Source organism: Sphingobium sp. DEHP117 (assembly GCF_030867385.1).
Taxonomy (GTDB): Bacteria; Pseudomonadota; Alphaproteobacteria; order Sphingomonadales; family Sphingomonadaceae; genus Sphingobium.
This window is the reverse complement of record NZ_JAPFBJ010000005.1, coordinates 26,277-44,001: the sequence shown is the minus strand read 5'-3', so window position 1 is coordinate 44,001 and position 17,725 is coordinate 26,277. Positions and strand designations below refer to the sequence as shown.

Below are 17,725 nucleotides of genomic sequence, written 5' to 3'. Positions count from 1 at the left end.
ATGAGCGGGGAGATCATTGTCATTGCTGAAAAGCCCGAACTCGCGCGGGCCATTGCCGAGGGCCTTGGGGGAGGGGCGCGACAAGACGGCTTCATAGATTGCGGCCGTCATTATGTGACATGGGCGATCGGCCACATGCTTGAGCTGGTGGACCCGCAAGACCCGTGGAACATGGCCGCGCTGCCGATCAGCTTCATCCCGTGGGAAAAGCGGCCCGTCGCCAAGACGAGCGCCCAGCTCCGCACGATCGGCAAACTTCTCAAATCGGCGCGGAGCGTCATTCACGCGGGCGACCCCGACGATGAGGGCCAGCTTATTGTTGACGAGATTCTGCAATGGGCCGGGAGCCGGTTGCCGGTCCAACGCCTGCTAATCAATGACAACAATCTAAAGGTTGTGCAGCGGGCCTTGGCGTCCATGCGGGATAACCGTGAATTTGCCGGGTTGTCCGCATCGGCCGAGGCGCGCAGCGTGGGCGACTTGCTCTATGGCGTGAACATGACCCGCGCTTATACCCTCGCGGCGCAGGCGCGGGGGTTTCAGGGCGTTCTTAGCGTCGGCCGCGTGCAGACCCCTATCTTGGGCCTTGTCGTCCGCCGTGACCGCGATTTTGAGGCGCACACCAAGAGCTATTATTACACGGTTTCGGGCCAGTTCAGTTTCGCCGGGCTGACCTTTCCCGCGCGCTACCAGATCGGGGAGGGCGACCCGGTTGATGAGCAGCGCCGCTTGATCGACCGCAATTTTGCGACGGCGGTAGCCGGGGCGGTGCAGGGGCAACCGGCTCGCATCGCCAGCGCCAAGACCACGGCGAAAGAGGCAGCGCCGCCGCTGCCCTACAACCTCTTGAAGCTGCAAACCGATGCCGCACGGAAATTCGGCTATAAGCCCAATCAGGTGAAGGACATTACGCAGGCGTTGCGGGAGAAGCATCGCCTTATCACCTACAACCGCAGCGACAGCGAATATTTGAGTGATGAGCAGCACGCGGACGCCCCCGGCGTGCTGGCGGCCGTCGCCGCGACGGTCCCGATGCTGGCGGCGATCGCGCAGCGCGCGGACCCGGCGATAAAAAGCCGGGCCTTCAACTCGCAGAAGGTTTCCGCGCATCACGCCATCATTCCGACCGAAGCCACGGCCGATTTTGCCGCGCTGACAGAGCCGGAGCAGCGAATCTATATGCTGATCGCGCGCGCCTATGTCGCGCAGTTCTGGCCCGCGAACCAATATGACCAGACCGAAATCGAGATAGAGGTTGCGGGTCACGCCTTTGCCGCGCGGGGCAAGGTTGTGACCAAGCCGGGTTGGACGGTTCTCTATAAGAACGATGTAGGCAATGAGGACATTGCCGAGGACGAGGACACCCTTGCGGCCGATTTGCGTTCGATCGCGTCGGGCATGGCCGGGCAATGCCTTTCCGCCAGCGCCGACCAGCAGGAAACCAAGCCCAAGCCGCTCTATACGATGGCCACGCTTTTGACCGACCTAACGCGGGTGGCCAAATATGTTCGGGACGAGCGGCTTAGGAAACTCCTGATCGAGAAGGACAAGGGGAAGGCGGGCGAGCATGGCGGAATTGGAACCCCGGCGACCCGCGACAGCATCATAGCCACGCTTTTCGATCGCGGCTTTTTGATCGAGAAGGGCAAGAATATCGTCAGCTCCCCGCAGGCGCGCGGCTTCTATGACGCCTTGCCGGATCAGGCGAAATTTCCCGACATGACCGCCATTTGGCACGAACAGCAGCGCGCGATTGCCGAGGGCAAGAGCGATGCCATGACATTCGTTCGCGGACTGGCCGATTATGTCGGCCGCGAGGTCGCGCGGGTGAAAGAGCAGGGCCTTGCCATAGCGATCGACGCGCCGCCTTGCCCGTCATGTTCCAAGCCGCTGCGCCGGATCAAAGGGAGCAAGGGCTATTTTTGGTCCTGCACCGGCTATGCCGACGGCTGTAAATTCACCGCCAATGACAAGGCGGGCAAGCCGGAGCTGGTGAAGGCTCCCGCGCCCGTGCCGTCGCAGCAGCACAAATGCCAAGCGTGCGGCGCTGGCCTAGTGCGGCGTCCTTCCGCGAAAAAGAAGGGGGCCTTCTGGTGGAGTTGCAGCGCCTATCCCGGTTGCAAACAGACCTATTTCGACAACAAGGGACAGCCCGATTTCAGCAAAGGAGAACGAGCATGACGGATCAACCCAATGCGCAGGACGTGCCCACCCTTGACGAGCTGGTGACGCGCAAACTTGCCGACGCCGAGACGCCCGGCGCGGTTGTGGAGTTCGACCCGGAGGAGGCGGAGCGGGCGGGGGCCTTTGTTGAGGATGCCATGAGCGAGGCCGACGCGCGCGAGGCCGAGGAAGGGCTTGATGGTGACGCGGAGCCGATCGCCACGGGACGCGGCGAATTGATCGCGGCAGCGCGCAACGCCGACTAATCGGGAGGAGGCGAGGATATGGCCGAGGGCAAGATACCTTTTCACCAGCGCGTTGCCGACAAGCTGATAGAGCAGTTGAAGCAGGGCACCGCCCCTTGGCAAAAGCCTTGGGAGGCGACGGGCAGCAGCGGGTTGCCGTTCAACCCCACCACGGGGAAACGCTATCGCGGCGTCAATGTCCTCAATCTCATGTCCGAGGGCCGGGCTGATAATCGCTGGCTGACATACAAGCAGGCCGCAGCCCAAGGCGCACAGGTGCGGAAGGGCGAGAAAGGCTCCCTTGTCCAATACTGGCAGTTCGAGGAGGAGCGGGTAGTTCGGGACGAGAGCGGTAAGCCCGTTCTGGATGCCGAGGGTCGCCAGAGGAAAGAGAAGGTCGAGCTTGAGCGGCCCCGTGCGTTTTATGCCGTGGTGTTCAACGCCGAGCAGATCGACGGGCTTGCCCCGATCGTCACCACTACGCACGAATGGAATCCGGTGGAGCGGGCCGAGGCCATCTTGCGGGCGTCGGGCGCGAAAATCACCGAGGAAGCGGGCGACCGCGCCTATTATCGGCCTTCGACCGACAGCATCACCTTGCCGTTGCGGAGCCAGTTTCCGAGCGCGGATCGGTTCTACGCCACGGCGCTGCACGAGCTGGGGCACTGGACTGGCCACCCCAACCGCCTTGACCGGGATTTGGCGCACCCGTTCGGTTCGGAAGGCTATGCCCGCGAAGAATTGCGGGCCGAGATTGCGAGCCTCATAACCGGGCAGGAATTGCAGATCGGCCACGACCCGGAGCAGCACGCGGCCTATGTCGGATCATGGATCAAAGTCCTTGAGGAAGACCCGCTTGAGATTGTCCGTGCCGCATCGGACGCCGAGAAGATTCATACCTATGTTCTGGCGCTGGAACAAAAACAGGTTCAGCAGGTCGAGCAGGCACACGACCATACGCAATATTTCGTCAGCAACGAAAATACGCTTTGCTATCAGCAGCCGGGCATGGCGATGTTGGGCGTTCTTGCCAGCAATATAGACGGGCGCAACCCGATTAACGGGCCATTCTATGCCAGTCCGCTAGATCAAATCCGGCCTGCCACGCGCGAGGATTTTGACAGGTTCCGCGTTACTCTACCGCCAGACTTCCAGCAGGCGCAGGAGTATCGCCAGAATGATCTTGATGAGGGCGATCGGCTTGCGGTCGCGGACATGGCCAAGACTGTTCAAGCCTATGAGGAGTGGCAGAACGGCCCCCATTTCGAGGGGAACGAGGAAGCGGACCTAGTAATATCCGACGACCTCAATATGGAGCTGGACGAGCGTATAAAGGCCGCCTTCGCCAGACCGGGGCTTGCGGCGGCGCTCAATGCCTCCGGGTTTACGGTCGAGCGGCTGACAGACCATAGCGGCGACAGATGGGCCGCCGCAGCCGGGGCCGTTGCCGCCATAGGCGATCCTATACCGGAGCCGCAGCAGCACTATTCCGACCGCACTTTGCGCGCGCTGATCGACAAGCACGGTTGGGAGCCGGTTGATAGTGGCGGGCCGATGCACACCGTTCGACGGCAATTTGAGGGCGTCGGGCCGATCGGCACGATGATAACCCCGAACGGCGAGCGAAACCTTATGGCGGGCTATTCCGCAGATAGCGAACGCCGCCGCTATATCGCCTTGTCGCTTGGGCCGAACCAGATCACCGATTTTGACGGCCGCGACCAGAACCCGGAGGACGTTGCCCGCCTTGTCAATTTGAAGGCCGAGCAATATGCCGATGAGCGCCGCGAGCGGCAGGGCTTGGCCCCTCTCTATGCGGTCAATTCGCCGCCCTTGGGCATCGCCGCGACCGACCAGCGGGACGCCGCGCCAGAGCCTTCCACCCGCACATATCTTGCGGTCCCCTATCGGGAAAAGGACGAGGCGAAAGCCTTGGGCGCGAAATGGGATAAGGCCGAAAAGTCATGGTATGTTCCGGCAGGCGCTAATGTCGAGCCGTTCCAGAAATGGCTTTCAAGCGCCGTAGAGGCACCCGCAGGAGATCTAGGCCAATCGCTCCCCGGCGAGCGCGCGCAGCGCCCCACGGCCCCGGAGCAGCCGCAGGAAGGGCAAACGATGCAGGAAACCCCGCGACAGGCACGCGAATATCTGGCGGTGCCTTATGGCGAACGAACCCTTGCCAAAGCCAACGGCGCGAAATGGGATGCCGCTCGCAAGAGCTGGTATGCGCCGGAGGGCGCGGACCCGGAGAAGCTGGCGCGCTGGAAAATAGACAATCAGCCGCGCCAGAAGGAGGCGAAAAGCCCGGAGGTCGAATTTGCCGACGCGATGAAATCTCTTGGCCTTGAGGTTCCCGCAGGGCACCCGATGATGGACGGCAAGACCCACCGCGTTCCGGCACAGGGCGATGGAAAGGGCGAGGCGGCGGGTTTCTATGTCGCCTTCACCGATGGCCACCCAGCGGGCTACATCAAGAACAACCGTTCGGGGCTGGATATGCGATGGAAAAGCACCGGCTACACGTTGAGCGAGGAGGAAAAGGCCCGGTTGAACGCCGAGGCCGCCACCAAGCGAGAGGAGCGCGAGCGGGAGCGGGCGGCGACATATGATGCGACGGCCGAGCGCGTGCAGCAGCGCGCCGCGCAATGCCGTCAGATCGAGCAGGCAACGCCCTACATGGAGAGGAAGGGTATTGCGCCGACGATCGGCGCGCTCGCCAGCGCCAGCGATACTACAATCCACCTTCCGGCGATCGACACCAGCGGCAAGCACTGGACGACGCAATATATTCAGGAAGACGGCACGAAGCGTTTTGCGAAGGAGAGCCACAAGGAAAGCTGTTTCCATGTGGTCAACGGGGGCGTGACGCCGCAGGCCGCACTAGCCGCGCTCGACAAGGCCCCGCGCATTATGATTGGCGAAGGCTACGCGACGATGGCGACCGTCTCTAGCGTGGTGGACCATGCGACCGTCGCGGCGTTCGATTCCGGCAACCTCCCCGCCGTCGCAGCCGCGTTGCGCGAGCGTTACCCCGACAAGCCGATTTTCATCATGGGCGAGGACGATCAGCGCGTCTTGGAGAAATTCGGCTACAATCCCGGCAAGGAGAAGGCGACCCAAGCGGCGCAGGCCGTGAACGGCGTTCCGGTCTTCCCGACCTTCGCCCCCGGCGAGCAGCAGGCCGACCCGGCACGCTTCACCGACTTCAACGACTTGCAGCAGAACAGCCGCTTGGGCCGTGAAGGCGCGGTGCGCCAGATCAGGGCGGCGATCGAGAACCCGCGTCAGCAGGAGCGGGAGGCTCCCCGGATCAAGCTGGACGACGAACGCGAAAGGAAGCGTTCCGGGCCGGTTATCGGAGACGATCAACCGGCCCAGCGCCGCAGCGTTCGACGCTAGATCAAGCGGAAACCAACTTCCTAGAATAGTCGAGGGAACGGAGCGCGGTTTTGAGATGGAAGGCGGTTATGTCGTCGTCCATCTCCACCGCGATAACGAGGCTTTCCCGTGCGAGGTCTATAGCGTGGAGGAGGCGGCGATATTGTTCATCGCTCAAGTCCGTGTCTCGCATTGTTCTCGCAGTTCGCGGGGCCTTCGCTTCATCCACGGTCAGGGTGACAGGCTCCCGATCGTCATGGCCTTCGGCCTCTAGCTCGCTAATGTAATGCAGCGAATGGAGCGCGTGTTTCAGTTGGAAGGCTGATAGATCGTCGCCCAGCTCCGCCGCGATAGCGAGGCTTTCGCGCGTGAGGGCTATAGCATGTTGGAGGCGGTGATATTGTTCGTCGTTCAAGTCCATCATCACCCGACTCCGAAGCAGGTTCCAGAATGGCAATATACCTACGTTTGGACGATATGGCGCACCCGTTGAGCAAATTATTCGGGAAGCGGTTGAGGGCGCGGAGGCAGGCCCTCAAAATGTCGCAAGCGATGCTGCATGAGCAAACCGGCGTCACGGCTTCCTACATTTCGTTTATCGAGAACGGGAAGGCCAATCCGACCTTGGATGTTATGGCGCAGCTCGCGGACGCGATCGGGTGCCCTGTCTCGGAAATGTTGGCCGCTGAAGCATAGTCGCCGCTGTCTATGTGCTGCAGCATAGCCGCCCGCGTCTATGTCGCCGGTGGCATAGACGTTCCCGTCTATGATGCGGGCCGGTGAAGCCTCCTTGCTGGCTTAGGAGGTTGCAGCATCGAGCCGGAGCCGTAATCATCCGGTGCCATGAAGGAATGGCCCGATCCGAACGACGATACCGGCAGCGACTTGCTTATCCACATCGAGTTTTGGGGATTGCTGGCGCTTACCGGGCTTGCCTTCCTCGCGGGCGTTGGGCCGCCGATCGTCCGCTTTGTCCGTTCAGTCATCGGATAGGCGCGCACGCCTATGATGCTGTCCCGTGGCGGGGAACAATGTAGGCCCATATGCCGCCTTGGCTCGCCCACTCTGGATGCGAATAATTATAGGCCATCATGGCGAGCGTGAACAGCAGCAGCAGAAGCGCCGACAAATCGCCGCGCGAAAAGGGCCTGTTGTTATCGCCGTTCATCGCCTCTTTTGACACAGGAGCGGTAATCGGACCCTTGCCCGCCTTGGTTAAATGTTGGTGGACGAGCTGGGGGCGCAAAAAGATGGACCCGACAGCTAATGCAGCCGGGTCCAGTGAAAGAACCTAAATGATCGAGAAAGGTTCTTCGGGTCGCAGGGCTGATCTAGGATGCTTTGGTTAATCATTTCACAACGGCAACGAGTGCGGTGCTGGCCTGCTATGAGTCCACTTCCAGCAGCGCGGCGAGGATCGCAATTCGCTCGCCCGCAGGCAGCTCGCTAAACATGCGTTTCCAACGTGCCGCCTTGCGCTTGATCCTCTGGCGATCGGTGAAATCCACCCCGGCATGGGTGGCCCAATGCGCCGCATCGGGCGCATAGTTCATCCATAGACATTCGGTGCGCGGCCCGCCTCGCGTCATGGCCTGATAGGACAGGACGCGCCAGCGCGGCGCGGGCAGCAGCTCGCTATACAGGGACGAGGGATAGCCTGAAATCATCACCGAGGCGGGCAGCGCATCGAGGACGGCCAGCAGTTCCCTATGGTCCGCGTCCGTATAGTCATAGCGGTAGCGCGTGCCCGGATGGGAGCGCGTGGCGAGGACATAGGGCGGATCAGCATAGATCAGCACGCGCCCAGCGGCCGAAAAGTCGAAATCGCGCAGGAAGGCGAGGCAATCGACGTTGTAGGTTTCGACGGCCGCGCCATCGAACGCGCTCGATTCCTCTGCCGCGATCGAGCCGAAGCACTCAAAGGTAGCCGGATCAATTTCGAGGCCGATCGAGCGGGCAGCGGGAGGCTTGCGCCGGAGGACGATGCCGGAGCCTAGATGCGTCTCAATGTAGGTATCGTGCGGCGGCATATTGGCAATCACAGCCTGATATGCGCCCGAAACCTGTTTCGAGCCGAGATAGCCGGTCATGGCACCTACTGGAAAAGAAGGGGCAGGCGGGGGAAGCGTCCCCCTGCGATCGGGCCGCCCAGCGTCCCGCTCGACCCCCACAGCAAGGGGCCAGCCCCTCGCAACGCTCCCCGGCTAACACCAAACGGAAGGTTGGGGCTGGGGGCGTTCATCTGGAACGCCGGGGCGACGGCGGCTTAGGCAGGCCGTGGCCGATTTCGTTGGATTTGGTTTTGCCGTCGCCTTCGCTCTGGCCTGTTTTGAGGGCGTCGGAGAGTCCGGCGAGCGAGCTTCCCCGCGCCGCGTTCAGGAGAGACGTTCGGCCACTTTCCGGCGTAGCTTTTCGTCCGTCGCCATGTGCGAGGCTCCCACCAACATCAGGGCCTCCAATCGCGTAAAGTTGCCCGTGGGGAGACTGTCCTTTGAATTGGAGGGCGCAATCGGCGCTGACGCGGCCGAGCTGGTTGAGCCGGTCGAACTCTCTTTCAAGCCTTTCTTGGACAGGTCCATTTTCCAATTCCTTCCGCCAGATATTTACACCGTCCATGCCTTCTAGGCGATGAACATTCGCACGATCGCGCACGTCATGGACCGCAACCGAAATCTGATCGCCAAAGCGACCTAGAAGGGCCTCTAGGCCGTCAGGCGTGCCCTCCTGAATACGCACCATCACGGCCGCGCTCGCGCCCCTGCCCAGCTCCTCAAAGCGTTGGAACGTGTGCGCAAGCGCCTCCTCTGGCCGAGGCAACACCGCTATTACCCCGACTCTGCATCCGGCGCTCAATGCCTGTTCGACCTTGGCGATGCTCGCTTGCGGATCGACAAGCTGGCCCTCAAAGATCGCGCGCACGTCACGGCCGAGCCGGTTTCCTTCATGCAGCGCCGCATACTGGATTTCAGAGGTTTTCCCGGCCCCCGGCATCCCGGTTACGAACAGCACCAGGTTGCGGGCCGGATCGGAGCTGTCGGCTACTACGCGCCGGTATTGTTCGGCCGCCAGAACGGCCGCGGCATTGTGGACGGGCGCGTTGTATCGGCCGCGGGCCTCTCTTGAGGCGGTATATTCGGGAAGCAGCTCCTTCATGGCGTCCGCACAGACGTAGCGCCCCCCGAAAGTGCCGGGTCGGGCCGCATAGTCTGTCAGGAACCGTTCGGGCGCAGCTTGCACGGCATCGACCACGCGCCGTTGCACGTCCGCGCGATCGGCGTCCGCGAACTCCAATACCCTGATAGGTTCCAATGCCATCCCGCTTCCTCTGTCAGATCCGGCATAGACGCAGGCGTCTATGAGAACCAGAACTATTTGTTGGAGCGTGGTCTAGCACGAATATAAGAAAGCCCGACACAGGGCCGGGCTTTCGCACTTTCGGACACAACGGCGGGTTGTGCGCGACCCGAAAGCAGAGTTGTTGCAGATCGGCGCAGGATCGCGGACACGCCATGACGTTGCGACTTCGTGGCCCTTTCGACCTGTGAGGTTGCTAAGCCATGACAGACCGCAGGCATGGTCCGCTCCGCACGACGCTTGCAATCACGCGGTGCTGCCTCCAGTCGAAGGCGACGTGCTCACGATGCTGCAGCGAAAGGACGGGTGCGAGATGACCGATGCCAACCGGATCGCTGCCGCCATTAACCTGCGGGTCCGCCAGCTTGAAGCGCAGGGAATCACCGGGATCGCGCTGGCCAATCATATGATCGGCCACATGCAGGACCTGCACGCCATCTACACCACTGCAAGCGACCGGGCGTTACGCGATCTGTGTGACCGCTTTCCCGGGTTTGAGCGTTATGCCAGAATCATGGAGGAGGTTTCGGAACGGAACCAGGCCATGATGGCCTCCGGCAGCCATCCCCATGGCGATTTACCCGAGTTGCCTGAGCCCATGAAAGCAAAGCTCGTGCACGTGCTGCGCGCTGCCGCCGAACTCGAGCGAGAGGCCCAGGCAGCCGTTGATGGTCGCACAGGCGACCTGTCGGAGCGATTGACGGAGTTGAGGCGAAGTTGGGCCGACGGCTGCGCGCGATTAGTATCCGAATTCAAATCCTCGGATTTACCGCTCGGTTCCCAGGCTTTGGTGGAACAGGTGCTCAAGGCGAAGCGTTTCAATGTGTCGCGCGAAACGGTACGCAAGATGCTGTCGTTTTCATCGCCGCCGGGTTACCGGCGCCAGTCCGTACCGCAGCGCCCGAAGCTGGACGGGTTTGTGGCGATCATTGATGGATGGCTTGAGGGTGACCGCAGTGTCCCGCGCAAGCAACGCCATACGGCGAAGCGGGTATTCGACCGTTTGCGCACCGAGCATGGTTTCACCGGCGGCTATACGATCATCAAGGATTACATCCGGGAGCGCGAACAGCGCAGCCGGGAGATGTTCGTGCCGCTGGCGCACCCTGCGGGAGATGCGCAGGCCGATTTCGGGGAAGCGCTGGTGGAGATCGGCGGGGTGGAGCAGAAGGCCTACTTCTTCGCGCTCGATCTGCCGCACAGTGATGCCTGCTATGTGCGGGCCTATCCGGCGGCGGTGGCGGAGGCCTGGGTGGACGGACACGTGCATGCCTTCGCGTTTTTCGGCGCGGTACCGCGCTCGATCGTCTATGACAACGATCGCTGCCTTGTGACGAAGATCCTGCCCGACGGCACGCGGCAGCGTGCCACGCTGTTCAGCGCTTTCCTGTCACATTACGTGATCCGCGACCGCTATGCTCGCCCGGGCAAGGGGAACGAGAAAGGCAATGTGGAGGGGCTGGTAGGCTATTGCCGGCGCAACTTCATGGTGCCGATCCCGAAGTTCCCGACCTGGGAGGCGTTCAACCTGTGGCTGGAGGAGCAATGCCGCAAGCGCCAGCAGGACAAGGTGCGCGGGCAGAGCGAGACGATCGGTGAGCGGCTGCAGCGCGATCTCGCGGCCATGCAGCCTCTGCCCGCTACACCCTTCGAGGCCTGCGATCAGAAAGGCGGGCGGGTCTCCTCGCAATCCCTGGTGCGCTACAGGACCAACGATTATTCGGTTCCGGTGGCCTGGGGCCATCAGGAGGTCTGGATCAGGGCCTATGTCGATGAGGTGGTGATCGGCTGCCGCAGCGAAGTCATCGCCCGTCATCCTCGTTGCTATGCCCGCGAGGAGGTTGTCTTCGACCCGCTCCATTATCTCCCGCTGATCGAGCAGAAGATCAACGCATTCGACCAGGCTGCGCCTTTGCAGGGCTGGGACCTGCCCGAAGCGTTCACGACACTGCAGCGGTTGATGGAAGGGCGCATGCACAAACATGGCAGGCGCGAATATGTGCAGGTACTGCGCCTGCTGGAAACGTTCACCCTCGCCGATCTCCAGGCGGCGGTCGAACAGGCCATCGATCTTGGCGCCATCGGCTTCGATGCCGTCAAGCACCTCGTCCTGTGCCGGATCGAACGCGTACCGCCCAGGCTGGACCTGGACGTCTATCCCTTCCTGCCACGCACCACGGTCGAGAAGACCTTTGCCAGAGCCTATCTGAGCCTGCTCTCCGACCGGCAGGAGGCCGCATGAGCGATCAGGCCCCGGAGATCCTTCTCGCTCACCATCTCAAGGCGCTCAAGCTGCCTACGTGCCTGCGTGAGCATCACAATCTCTCGCGGCAATGTGCCGCTGAAGGCGTCGATCATATCCGCTTCCTCGCCCGCCTCGTCGAGATGGAAATGATCGACAGGGAGCGTCGCATGGTCGAGCGGCGCATCAAGGCCGCGCGCTTCCCCGCCGTCAAAAGCCTCGACAGCTTCGACTTCGCCGCCATCCCCAGGCTCAACAAGATGCAGGTGCTCGAGATGGCGCGCTGCGAGTGGATCGAGCGGCGTGAGAACGCCATCGCTCTGGGGCCATCAGGCACCGGAAAGACGCACGTAGCGTTGGGGCTCGGACTGGCAGCATGCCAGAAAGGACTGTCGGTGGGCTTCACCACCGCGGCAGCGCTGGTCAGCGAAATGATGGAGGCCCGCGACGAGCGCCGTCTTCTGCGCTTCCAGAAGCAGATGGCCGGATACAAGCTGCTCATCATCGACGAACTGGGCTTTGTGCCGCTCTCCAAGACCGGCGCCGAACTGTTGTTCGAGCTGATCTCCCAGCGTTACGAACGCGGCTCCACCTTCATCACCAGCAACCTGCCCTTCGACGAATGGACCGAAACCTTCGGATCTGAGCGTCTCACAGGCGCGCTCCTCGATCGCCTGACCCATCACGTCAGCATCCTCGAGATGAACGGCGAAAGCTATCGCCTCGCGCACAGCCGGGCCCGCAAGGCCAAAACCAGACCCTGAAAATTACACCAATGCCGGGGGGAGTGGCCCTCGGGCTACGCCCTCACGCCACTCCCCCCGGCATGTAACACGATGGCCTGGTTTTACGCCGCCGAATGGCCGACTTTTGCTCCGCCGTTGACAAACCAGACCGAAACCGTATTTACGAGTTTCTGCAAGGAGGGGATTATGAATATGAAAGCCTTTGCCCTAATGCTGGGCGTGTCGACATGCGCTCTTGCCAGCGGTGCGCACGCGCAAACGACCGAAGAACCGGCATCAGGCACCGCAGCCGACGCACAGTTCGGCGACATCGTCGTCACGGCTCAGAAGCGCAGTGAATCCATAAATGATGTCGGCATGTCGATCACCGCCTTTCGGAGCGAGGATCTCGCAACGCGCGGCGTGGTCGATACGGCCGACCTCGTAAAGGTGGTGCCGGGCTTCAATTATACGCCGAGCAACTCGACAAATCCCGTCTACACCATCCGCGGGATCGGCTTTTTCGAGGCGACGCTTGCAGCGTCGCCGGCGGTCGCGGTCTATGTCGACGAAGTGCCCTTGGCCTATCCGGCGATGACCAAGGGTGCGGGGCTCGATCTTGAGCGGGTCGAGGTTCTCAAGGGTCCGCAAGGAACGCTGTTCGGGCAGAACAGCACGGGCGGCGCAGTGAACTACATTGCTGCCAAGCCGACTTCGACCCCCGAAGCTGGCTTCTCGGCAACCTATGCGCGGTTCAACACTTTCGATCTTCAGGGATATGCCAGCGGACCTTTGAGCGACACGATCGCAGTTCGCGTCGCGGCCCGCGGCGTTCTCGGCGGCGATTGGCAGAAAAGCTACACGCGCGACGACACAAATGGCGAGGAGCAGAAGATCGATGGCCGCATCACCATCGATTTCACGCCGTCGGACAGTTTTCGCCTGTCCCTGACCGCGAATGGCTTCTCCGATCGCGGCGAGACAGTTGCGGTGCAGGCCGTCAAGATCACGCCGCAGCGGCCGGCCACCGCATCGCCCGCCCTTCTCAATTACCCGCTCGCGCCGCCAAATGCCCGTGCTGCCGATTGGAAGCCCGGCCTGCCCGATCAGAACGATCGCTTTTACCAGTTTGCGGCGCGCGGAGAATATGACCTCTCGCCCGACATCACGCTCGTTTCGCTGACCGCCTATTCGCATTTCAAAACGGACTCGGCCTACGACCCCGACGGGCTTACGCTGAGTTCGGCGGACTATTTCACGAACGGCACCATCAGGTCGTTCAGCGAGGAACTGCGTCTCGCAGGGCAAACGGGGCCACTCACCTGGATCATCGGCGGCAACTACCAGAAGGACAAGGCCTTCGATCAGGTACGGATCGACGTGAGCCAGTCGTCGCAGACCCCGACAATACCTGGCGTAACGCCACAGATCAGCGAATACGTGCACTTTTCCGAACAGCGCGTCGAGACGATCGCGGGTTTTGCGAACGTCGAACTGCAGGTCAGCGATGCCCTCAAGCTCCAGGCAGCGGCCCGCTATACCAGCGCCAAACGGGATTTTGTGGGCTGTGTGCGCGGGGACGTCGGCCTTGAACGAACGCTTGAGACGATCCAGACGATCTTCAATAACGCGGTCTTTGGCACGCCGGCTTTCACGCCGATCCCGCGGGGTGGCTGCGTCACGCTCGGACCGGTTGGGACCACAGCCGCAACCTCGTTCATCCCGACGCTCGTCACCGGCAAGCTTGACGAGGATAATATCTCGTGGCGAGCCGGCGCCAGCTTCGATATTTCGCCAAGCGCCTTTCTTTATGCGAATGTGAGCAAGGGCTTCAAGTCGGGCAGCTTCCCGACCCTCACGGCTTCGGCATCGATCCAGTACCGGCCGGTGACCCAGGAATCGGTGCTCGCCTACGAAGCCGGGGTCAAACTGACCCTGCCGGAGGGCCTGGGTCAGCTGAACGGATCCGCATTCTATTATGATTACGCCGACAAACAATTTCTCGGGACGATCAAGGACCCTATCTTCAACGCCTTGGGAGCACTCGTGAATATCCCGAAGTCGCGCGTGCAGGGTGTCGAGGCGAGCGCGTCGTTGCAACCCGTTGACGGTTTGGTGCTCAACGTGGCCGGGACCTATATCGACGCGGTCATCAAGCGCGGGACCGGCTTTAACTCGTCAGCGCAGCTGATCGATTTTGCCGGGCGGGATTTCCCATATTCCCCCAAGTTCCAGTTCACTGCCGATGGGCAGTATCAGTGGCAGATGGGGACCTCGGGACTTGAACCCTTTGTCGGGTTCAGTGTGCTGCACAGCAGCAAGACCAATGCCAGCCTCGGGGGCGAAGCCGATTTCCAGCTCCCGGCCTATACGCTGCTTGACCTGCGCGCCGGCATCGAAAATCGCGACAAGGGTTGGAAGCTGTTGCTATGGGGCCGCAATGTCACGAACGACTATTACTGGGTGAATTCGCTGCGCCGTCAGGACGCGGTGGTTCGCTACGCGGGTCGTCCCGTAACATATGGCGTGACCTTCTCGAAGACCTTCCGCTAGTGGTAAGGCCGACAGCCAACCTCGTTTAAGCGGCAATGATACCAGCCGGGCTTTGCGAAACGGCCCGGCGGCGGATGGGGAGACTTCCTACGAAGGGGGTATGGAAGTCGCCCCATCCATAGTGCGCCCTCGTGTCGGGCGTGGCACCTTGTCTCGGATTTCCTGTCGTCGAGCAACGCCAGCAGCCGTCCCCGACCGTCCCCGACTTTCAGCCTCGAACAAATTTCTTTGCCGGCCGCGCGATGCGCGGCCGGCAAAGCTTCCTGTGGTCAGTCGTAAACGTGCCGGCCCATCGCATGGCTCGCAGCACCATATTCGCCGCGATATCCGTCAGTCCAGCCATAGCCGATCCGCATGCCGAGCATGGTGGAGAGGCCCGGATATTTCTCGACCAGCTCGGGAGATACCTGCTCGCGATAATTCTCCTGGGTTCTGAGATGCGGCCTGAAGAATGGCATGGCCGCGCCCCTGATAGTCGTGATCGCGATGCCGAGATTCGTGCCTTCGCTGATCGGCGCGGGCTTGCGGGCGAGATCCGCTTGCCGGATGCGCCCCGCGAGCCAGGGCGAGATCCGCGCGCGGAGATCTCGCCCGTAGAGCGTGGATCTTCGCCAGCGCCGGAACGGGGCATGTTCGCGGGGTTCACGCCGCGGCCGATCGAGCGCGAGGCCGCGGCCGAACAGAAGCCGCGGCGCGGCATGTTCGCCGGGTTGAAGCTGTCGGCCGAGGCGGCGAAGCCTGCGCCGGCGCGTGCCGATCGCGGCGAGGACCGTGCTTTCACGCGCGCGGTCGAGCGGGCATCGCGTTCGGCCGAGGCGGTGTTGCAGGCGCGGGCGTCGGGAGGGCCGGTGCTGGAGCATCAGAAAGTCGCGCTCGAGCGCACGACGGAGACGCTGGACCAGTTGAGGCCGGGAGCCTCGCGCGACCTCGCATCGGCGATGCAGCGCGATCCTGCCCTGTTGCGCGAGGCGGCGGCGGGGCGCAGCGGCTCGATGCTCGACGCAATGGCGCAGGAGGCGAGGGTGCGGGCCGATCCGAACTTGCGCGCCGACAGGTTCGTGGAACGCTGGCAACAGCTCTCCCAGGACCGTGACCGCCTCTATCGCGCCGGCGACATGGCGGGCCGCGAGAAGGCGGGCAAGGAAATGGCGGGCATGGCGAAAAGCCTTGAGCGCGATCCACAGGTGGAATCGATCCTGCGCGACCGCACCCGCGATCTTGGCCTTGAGATCGGCATGAACCGGGGCCGAGAGATGGGCGGGGGCGAGCTGGGCCGTCAGTTGACGCAGGAGCTTGGGATAGGCCGGGATCGCGGCATGAGCCGATAAGGAGACGAATATGGACGAGGATGATCGGGAGAGCGAGGACGGCGCAGCGCGGGCGTTCGGACAACTCACGCGCGAGGTGTCGTTGCTGCGCGCCGCCGTCGAGGGGCTGACCGCCGCCCGCGAGTCCATCGACATTCCCGATTATCAGCCGACGCTTGAGCGCACCGAAAAGGTGCTGGGGGTGTTGGCGCAGCAGATCGCCGCGATGCGGAAAAGTCCCGCGCTGGCGATGGACCCGGCGCATATGGCGGGCGAGATCGCCAGCGCCGCGTCAGGTGCGCGCCGCGAGGATCAGCGCCTTGTCACCGAGGCGCGCACGGCGCTGGACCAGGCCGCCCGCGAGATCGGCAACCGGCTTGCATCGGCGCGCCGGGGCGACCAACAAGATCGCTGGCTATATGTCATGGCCGCTTGCGGCCTAATGCTGGGGCTGTTGCTCTATGCCTTGCTCGCCGGCCCGATCGCGCGCACGATGCCAGCAAGCTGGCACTGGCCCGAGCGTATGGCGACGCGCGCGCTTGGCGAGCCGACGCGATGGGAGGCGGGACAGCGGTTGATGCAGACGGCCGCGCCGGAGAGCTGGCGGTTGATCGTCGCGGCGGCACCGCTCGCCGATAGCAACCGCGAGGCGATCCAGGCATGTCGCGAAGCCGCGACCAAGGCCAGGAAGCCGGCACGCTGTACGATCGAGGTGAAGGCGGCGACGGAATAGGTGTATCAACTATTGCTCCACCACCGCACCCGCGATCAGAAATTGTTCCACTGCGCCTATATTTGTTCGGACAAGTCGCCGGATCTTGGGGCGACTAATCCACAGGATTTGCGCCATGAATTGCGCGCTTCCATCATTTCCAATGCCCGTCGAACTGGCGGCGTTCCTCGGTGCGCCGATGAACAGACCAAGCGCGTCGGGTGCCCTCGCGCATCACCCACGTGTCAAGCGCAAAGCGCTGGCGCTGTGGCTCAACAGGATGATTATATTCCGGCGGCTGTAGCACGCAGCAGCGGCAGGTAACGCTCGTGCATTTCCTTCAATGACACGCGCGCGGCGGATGTGCTGAGGCTGCATGCCGCGATGATATCACCAACGGAATTGAAAACCGGCACCGCCATGGAGCGCATTCCAAGTTCCAGTTCCTCGTCCGAGCAACTGAATTTTTCTTCCCTCGCCCGAGTGATCAACGCGCGCAGTTCATCGGGGTCGGTTACCGTCTTGGACGTTCGCCGCAGCAGCGCGGTCCTGTCGAGATAGGCGTCGATCTCCACCGGTTCCAACCCGCCAAGCAAGACGCGTCCCGTTGCGCTGCAATAGGCCGGAAGGCGCCCGCCGAGCCCGACACCGGTCGACACGATGTGGGTCGCCTCGGCGCGCGCGACGAAAAGCGAGTCCATATTGTCAAGCACCGCGAGCGAAATCGGTTCGTTGAGTTCCTCGCAAAGCTGCTCCAGCAGCGGCTGAGCGCGCCCCGCCACATTGTCAACATAGGTGGATACGCCGCCTAGGCGGCGCAGGCGCGCGCGGGGCGTGAAATATTTTCCGTCATGCTGGACATAGCCCAGCGCCTCCAGCGTCAGCAGGCAGCGCCGCGCCGCGGCACGCGTCATCCCAGCACCGTTGGCGGCATCCGCCACCGTCAGCTGTGGCCGCTCGATGCCGAACAGTTCGATGATCGCCAGACCCTTGGCCAGGCCGCCCATGGTTTCCTCTCGGCGAGGGGATGTTGGAGAAGAACTTGA

Annotated in this window: 16 protein-coding genes; 10 read left to right on the top strand and 6 right to left on the bottom strand. The window is 62.5% G+C overall.

Annotated features, from left to right (window positions below; all coding sequences use genetic code 11):
* From OOT33_RS17655 to OOT33_RS17645, 3 genes are read left to right on the top strand one after another with little or no spacing between them, the layout of a single operon-like run.
* The gene (locus OOT33_RS17655) at positions 1-2,181 is read left to right on the top strand and encodes a DNA topoisomerase 3 (RefSeq protein WP_019053936.1); all 2,181 of its coding nucleotides are present in this window, start codon (positions 1-3) and stop codon (positions 2,179-2,181) included.
* Entirely contained in the window at positions 2,178-2,429 is a 252-nt protein-coding gene (locus OOT33_RS17650; protein WP_006954184.1) for a hypothetical protein, read from the top strand. Before OOT33_RS17655 ends, OOT33_RS17650 begins: the two co-directional genes overlap by 4 nt.
* Positions 2,430-2,447: 18 nt before the next feature.
* The gene (locus OOT33_RS17645) at positions 2,448-5,807 is read left to right on the top strand and encodes a zincin-like metallopeptidase domain-containing protein (protein ID WP_145206857.1); all 3,360 of its coding nucleotides are present in this window, start codon (positions 2,448-2,450) and stop codon (positions 5,805-5,807) included.
* A gap of 1 nt (position 5,808) precedes the next feature.
* Here the strand turns inward: OOT33_RS17645 and OOT33_RS17640 are convergent, their stop codons facing one another.
* Positions 5,809-6,210 carry a hypothetical protein gene (locus OOT33_RS17640; RefSeq protein ID WP_019053934.1) on the bottom strand — a complete coding sequence of 134 codons (402 nt, stop codon included), beginning with the start codon at positions 6,208-6,210 and terminating at the stop codon, positions 5,809-5,811.
* Between the two features lie 26 nt (positions 6,211-6,236).
* On the opposite strand from OOT33_RS17640, the gene OOT33_RS17635 reads away from it, so the two are divergent.
* Together OOT33_RS17635 and OOT33_RS17630 are read left to right on the top strand one after the other, a co-directional pair.
* The gene (locus OOT33_RS17635; RefSeq protein WP_019053933.1) at positions 6,237-6,482 is read left to right on the top strand and encodes a helix-turn-helix domain-containing protein; all 246 of its coding nucleotides are present in this window, start codon (positions 6,237-6,239) and stop codon (positions 6,480-6,482) included.
* A 147-nt stretch (positions 6,483-6,629) separates the two neighbouring features.
* A complete protein-coding gene (locus OOT33_RS17630) occupies positions 6,630-6,779 on the top strand; it encodes a hypothetical protein (RefSeq protein WP_006954178.1) in 150 nt (49 codons plus the stop codon).
* A gap of 10 nt (positions 6,780-6,789) precedes the next feature.
* Here OOT33_RS17630 and OOT33_RS17625 read toward each other — a convergent pair whose 3' ends face one another.
* The 3 genes from OOT33_RS17625 to OOT33_RS17615 form a co-directional block, all read right to left on the bottom strand.
* Positions 6,790-6,954, bottom strand: a complete 165-nt coding sequence (locus OOT33_RS17625) for a hypothetical protein (protein WP_019053931.1) — start codon at positions 6,952-6,954, stop codon at positions 6,790-6,792.
* A gap of 217 nt (positions 6,955-7,171) precedes the next feature.
* On the bottom strand, positions 7,172-7,876 hold the full coding sequence (locus OOT33_RS17620) for a DNA adenine methylase (RefSeq protein ID WP_014194362.1): 705 nt from the start codon (positions 7,874-7,876) through the stop codon (positions 7,172-7,174).
* A gap of 148 nt (positions 7,877-8,024) precedes the next feature.
* On the bottom strand, positions 8,025-8,939 hold the full coding sequence (locus tag OOT33_RS17615; protein WP_307751200.1) for a hypothetical protein: 915 nt from the start codon (positions 8,937-8,939) through the stop codon (positions 8,025-8,027).
* Positions 8,940-9,930: 991 nt separating this feature from the next.
* Here OOT33_RS17615 and istA point away from each other — a divergent pair.
* The 3 genes from istA (at position 9,931) to OOT33_RS17600 (ending at position 14,660) form a co-directional block, all read left to right on the top strand.
* Entirely contained in the window at positions 9,931-11,382 is a 1,452-nt protein-coding gene (gene istA, locus OOT33_RS17610; protein ID WP_307751208.1) for an IS21 family transposase, read from the top strand.
* A complete protein-coding gene (gene istB / locus OOT33_RS17605) occupies positions 11,379-12,146 on the top strand; it encodes an IS21-like element ISSsp5 family helper ATPase IstB (RefSeq protein ID WP_063142326.1) in 768 nt (255 codons plus the stop codon). Before istA ends, istB begins: the two co-directional genes overlap by 4 nt.
* Before the next feature lie 168 nt (positions 12,147-12,314).
* Positions 12,315-14,660 (top strand): TonB-dependent receptor domain-containing protein, encoded by a 2,346-nt coding sequence (locus tag OOT33_RS17600; RefSeq protein WP_307751199.1) that lies wholly within the window; start codon positions 12,315-12,317, stop codon positions 14,658-14,660.
* A 269-nt stretch (positions 14,661-14,929) separates the two neighbouring features.
* Here the strand turns inward: OOT33_RS17600 and OOT33_RS17595 are convergent, their stop codons facing one another.
* Positions 14,930-15,118, bottom strand: a complete 189-nt coding sequence (locus OOT33_RS17595) for a hypothetical protein (protein ID WP_307751198.1) — start codon at positions 15,116-15,118, stop codon at positions 14,930-14,932.
* Here OOT33_RS17595 and OOT33_RS17590 point away from each other — a divergent pair.
* Together OOT33_RS17590 and OOT33_RS17585 are read left to right on the top strand one after the other, a co-directional pair.
* Positions 15,098-15,988: a hypothetical protein gene (locus tag OOT33_RS17590; protein ID WP_373690599.1), complete on the top strand. Its 891-nt coding sequence runs from the start codon at positions 15,098-15,100 to the stop codon at positions 15,986-15,988. The two genes, OOT33_RS17595 and OOT33_RS17590, sit on opposite strands and share 21 nt — an antisense overlap.
* Before the next feature lie 10 nt (positions 15,989-15,998).
* Positions 15,999-16,700, top strand: a complete 702-nt coding sequence (locus OOT33_RS17585) for a DUF6118 family protein (RefSeq protein WP_307751197.1) — start codon at positions 15,999-16,001, stop codon at positions 16,698-16,700.
* A gap of 263 nt (positions 16,701-16,963) precedes the next feature.
* Here OOT33_RS17585 and OOT33_RS17580 read toward each other — a convergent pair whose 3' ends face one another.
* On the bottom strand, positions 16,964-17,686 hold the full coding sequence (locus tag OOT33_RS17580) for an IclR family transcriptional regulator C-terminal domain-containing protein (RefSeq protein ID WP_307751196.1): 723 nt from the start codon (positions 17,684-17,686) through the stop codon (positions 16,964-16,966).
* Positions 17,687-17,725: the final 39 nt, after the last annotated feature.

Coding starts and splice junctions, on each gene's coding strand:
- OOT33_RS17585 (WP_307751197.1), top strand. CDS start 15,999: ATGGACGAGGATGATCGGGAGAGCGAGGACGGCGCAGCGCGGGCGTTC.
- OOT33_RS17645 (WP_145206857.1), top strand. CDS start 2,448: ATGGCCGAGGGCAAGATACCTTTTCACCAGCGCGTTGCCGACAAGCTG.
- OOT33_RS17595 (WP_307751198.1), bottom strand. CDS start 15,118: ATGCCATTCTTCAGGCCGCATCTCAGAACCCAGGAGAATTATCGCGAG.
- OOT33_RS17625 (WP_019053931.1), bottom strand. CDS start 6,954: ATGAACGGCGATAACAACAGGCCCTTTTCGCGCGGCGATTTGTCGGCG.
- OOT33_RS17615 (WP_307751200.1), bottom strand. CDS start 8,939: ATGAAGGAGCTGCTTCCCGAATATACCGCCTCAAGAGAGGCCCGCGGC.
- OOT33_RS17620 (WP_014194362.1), bottom strand. CDS start 7,876: ATGACCGGCTATCTCGGCTCGAAACAGGTTTCGGGCGCATATCAGGCT.
- OOT33_RS17630 (WP_006954178.1), top strand. CDS start 6,630: ATGAAGGAATGGCCCGATCCGAACGACGATACCGGCAGCGACTTGCTT.
- OOT33_RS17580 (WP_307751196.1), bottom strand. CDS start 17,686: ATGGGCGGCCTGGCCAAGGGTCTGGCGATCATCGAACTGTTCGGCATC.
- OOT33_RS17640 (WP_019053934.1), bottom strand. CDS start 6,210: ATGATGGACTTGAACGACGAACAATATCACCGCCTCCAACATGCTATA.
- OOT33_RS17635 (WP_019053933.1), top strand. CDS start 6,237: ATGGCAATATACCTACGTTTGGACGATATGGCGCACCCGTTGAGCAAA.
- OOT33_RS17590 (WP_373690599.1), top strand. CDS start 15,098: ATGCGGCCTGAAGAATGGCATGGCCGCGCCCCTGATAGTCGTGATCGC.
- OOT33_RS17650 (WP_006954184.1), top strand. CDS start 2,178: ATGACGGATCAACCCAATGCGCAGGACGTGCCCACCCTTGACGAGCTG.
- OOT33_RS17600 (WP_307751199.1), top strand. CDS start 12,315: ATGAATATGAAAGCCTTTGCCCTAATGCTGGGCGTGTCGACATGCGCT.
- istB (WP_063142326.1), top strand. CDS start 11,379: ATGAGCGATCAGGCCCCGGAGATCCTTCTCGCTCACCATCTCAAGGCG.
- OOT33_RS17655 (WP_019053936.1), top strand. CDS start 1: ATGAGCGGGGAGATCATTGTCATTGCTGAAAAGCCCGAACTCGCGCGG.